Consider the following 3,079-nt stretch of genomic DNA (forward strand, 5'->3'; position numbering starts at 1 on the left):
GTGAACGATGCTGCAGCCCCGGCCCTCATCCGGCATCGCGGCTGTGGGCCGACCTGCCTACAAGCAGGCAATCGGACGCTGAGCAAGCGTATCTTCAGTAGCCTGACGCCTGCGAGATCAAACCGGTGACGGCAGGAGGGGGCCAGATGGTCAGCCATCTCATCTCCTTCTCGCTGCTCGATGCGGACTCCGTCCGCGCGGCGATCGACGGCGGAGAGACGCTGTCCGTCGAGTTCAAGGGCGAGGAACGTCAGTCACTCGGCGACCGCGAGCTGATCGAGGCGGTCGTCTGCCTGGCCAATGGCCACGGTGGCCTGCTGCTTCTTGGCGTCGAGGACTCCGGCTTGGTCACTGGCGCTCGACCGCGGCATGGCAACCGTACCGATCCGCAGCGGCTGCAGGCGCTCATCGCGAACTCCACGCAACCCCCAGTACAGACGGCTGTGTCCACGATCGAGATCGACGGTACGCCCGTGCTGTGCGTCCAGGTAGAGAACAGCCCACGTATCGTCGGAACCACCCGCGGGATGTACCAACGACGGGCGATCGGTGGCGATGGAAAGCCGACGTGCATACCGATCCACGCACACGAGATGCTCGCGCACGAGATCGACCGAGGAGCCGTCGACTACTCGGCGCTTCCGGTGCCTGACGCAACCTGGAATGACCTGGACCCGCTGGAGTTCGAGCGATTTCGCCGGCTGATCCGGGAATCGGCCGGCTACGGGGACCGCGTGCTAGCCGATCTTGATGACCATGATGTCGCGCGCGCCCTCGGTCTACTCGAGCAACGCGGCGGCACGACCGTGATCTGCGCCGGCGCACTGCTCCTGTTCGGTCGAGAGGACGCGATCTGCCGCTGCCCTTCTACAGGTCGGCGACTCGGAGGTCCGGCGGCAGCTCGCGCGGATGGTCGACCGTGGCCTCGTGGAAGCACGCGGCGGAGGTAAGGGGCGTACCTGGCATCTCACCGCCGCTGTCTACCGCGAACTTCGCGAACCCGCCGCCTACGTCCGGGTGCATGGCTTCGACCAGGCTCAGCAGGAGCAGATGGTGCTCAGCTACGTCGCGGCCCACGGCCAGATCACCCGAGGCGAGGCAGCCGACCTGTGCTCGCTGTCCCCCGACCAGGCGTCGCGACTGCTGCGCCGGCTCGCCCGGGACGACGGACCCTTGGTAGCCAGCGGTAGCCGTCGCTGGACGGCCTACACGCACCGCGCATAGTTCTATACGCACCCAGGGAATCCTTCACGCGCGCGTATAGCTACACGCGCGTGAGCGCCGTCGATCGGAAACGCGTTCTACGCCAGCGCCGCCGCCTCATGCCCTGCCATAGGCATCACATTCCGTGCTCAGGAAACGTGCTCAGGCCTGACTGCAACGACAGAAGCCACGGTACGGTACGTCAGGGCCGTCATCGGACAGATCATCGATCAGGTCATCGAGGACGGCTTCCTCCTCTACTCAGCGCCGGTGCGCGCCCAGCGCGTCACCCAGATCCGGGTCGAACCGCGCACGGACCTGACGGCCGGTGAGCTCCGCGGGTTCCGGGCAGGCGACAACGGTCCGTAGTTGTCCGGGGTGTCCGGTGGACTGAGCGTTGATGATCTCCGCCGTCGGTTCGACGTCGCGTTCGTCCTGCCGGCGGGCCTGACCCCGTAGTGCGTCGTGGACACGTTCGGTCACGTCGGCGTCGTGCCAGCGGGCGAAGTAGTAGCAGACCGTCTGCCAGGGCGGATAGTCCGACGGCAGTGCCCGCCAGGCACAGCCGGTGCGCACCACGTAGAGGATCGCATCGACCAGGTCAAGGCGGTCGTGCTTCTCCCACCGACCCACCACCGCAGCCGGCGGTGCGACCAGCGCCCATTGGGAGTCAGACGGATCAGACGGCTACCGGTGACGGTGAGCATGCGGTATCCGCTCGCCGTCACCCGTCAGCCGGTCCCGCCAGGGCATGTTCCCGTGACCGTAGCCCGTATCACACACCTCAGGCGTCATGGTCCGCTACCGATGGGGTATTTTCAAATATTTTCTTTACGTTCGGGTGCTATCGTGACCACCGGCTGATGACTATGTCGTTATGCCGTATACGCTGCACGCGCTCGGTGACCGCTGGGGAGGGCACGCGCGCCTGGCGGGCCAGTTCGGACATCACATGATCTACGGACCGGCGTGCGGCTCGGCCAGCGGTCGGGCGTTCACCCTGTCGATCGGCCGTCGCTTTGATGGCCAGTCACTCGGATCGCCTGAAATCCCCAAGGTATTGTCCGGCGAATCCTTCAACAGGCCATGGAAAACACGTCGCCGGGCCTCAACTCTGCTTACCCGCCCCACGCGGCGGCGGCCGACATTGTAGTGGCCGTGTCGGCGGCCCGCTATCCGGCCGAGCCGTCCGTCGGTCTACCCAGGCCGGGCCGCCAGCGGCCGCCTGACGTCCTGTCCGACGTCCCGGTCGGCGTCTCAGTCGACCTCGAGGACAGCACGGCGGCGTCGGATGCGCCCGTCGAGGTAGCCTGCGGCCAGCTCGCCGACCGCGTGCCAGCTGGCGTGTGGGTGGTCGGCCGGGGTGAGCCGGCCGGCCGCGACGAGCCCGACCAGCTCGCGTAGGTCGTGGCCGAGCGGCCAGCGGCCCCAGTAGCCCTGCACCCGTCTGCGCGCCGGGTTCGCGAGGGCGTCCGGCGCGAGGACCGTCGGCTCACCGGAGATCGCGCCGACGGCGATCGCCACCCCGCCCTCGCCGAGCAGCGACACGGCGCCGGCGAGGAGAACGCCGCCGGCCCCACAGGAGCAGGTCGGCGCGGTGGTCACCGCTGGCGTCGACACTTTCCCGCGCGCGTTCGGCGCGGCCGCGGCCTGTGTGACAGCTCCACCAACGGAATCAAGGGCTGGTGGGGCTGGTCAGTGCGTCTGGCAGGCGCGGCGTCGGGAACACGCCGAGCAGGTAGGCAGGGCGGGCCCGGCGTCGAGAACGACTTTTCGGGCGGAGCTTGACGGATCGGCCGCCAGCCTCCATGGTTAGCTACATGAGTAACGAACCGACGAACCGCAGTATGCGGTGGTCGGCGTGAAGGACGACGGA

3 protein-coding genes and 1 pseudogene are annotated in these 3,079 nt (G+C 67.7%); 2 read left to right on the plus strand and 2 right to left on the minus strand.

Going from position 1 to position 3,079, the window contains the following annotated elements; genetic code table 11:
- The first annotated feature begins 146 nt into the window (after positions 1–146).
- Together NBW84_RS23605 and NBW84_RS23610 are read left to right on the plus strand one after the other, a co-directional pair.
- Positions 147–950, plus strand: a complete 804-nt coding sequence (locus tag NBW84_RS23605) for an AlbA family DNA-binding domain-containing protein (protein ID WP_250287521.1) — start codon at positions 147–149, stop codon at positions 948–950.
- Positions 910–1,224, plus strand: coding sequence for a DNA glycosylase AlkZ-like family protein (locus NBW84_RS23610; RefSeq protein WP_250287523.1), 315 nt, complete (start codon positions 910–912; stop codon positions 1,222–1,224). Before NBW84_RS23605 ends, NBW84_RS23610 begins: the two co-directional genes overlap by 41 nt.
- A gap of 240 nt (positions 1,225–1,464) precedes the next feature.
- On the opposite strand, the pseudogene NBW84_RS24675 reads toward NBW84_RS23610, so the two are convergent.
- Positions 1,465–1,866, minus strand: a pseudogene (locus tag NBW84_RS24675) (transposase); the annotation flags it as partial.
- Positions 1,867–2,460: 594 nt separating this feature from the next.
- Positions 2,461–2,808, minus strand: a complete 348-nt coding sequence (locus tag NBW84_RS23620; protein ID WP_250287525.1) for a hypothetical protein — start codon at positions 2,806–2,808, stop codon at positions 2,461–2,463.
- Positions 2,809–3,079 lie beyond the last annotated feature (271 nt).

The organism is Protofrankia sp. CiP1_Cm_nod2 (assembly GCF_920664355.1).
Lineage (GTDB): Bacteria > Actinomycetota > Actinomycetes > Frankiales > Frankiaceae > Protofrankia.

Excerpts from the sequence above, each read along its gene's own strand:
- NBW84_RS23605 (WP_250287521.1), top strand. The coding sequence starts at position 147 with ATGGTCAGCCATCTCATCTCCTTCTCGCTGCTCGATGCGGACTCCGTC.
- NBW84_RS23610 (WP_250287523.1), top strand. The coding sequence starts at position 910 with ATGGTCGACCGTGGCCTCGTGGAAGCACGCGGCGGAGGTAAGGGGCGT.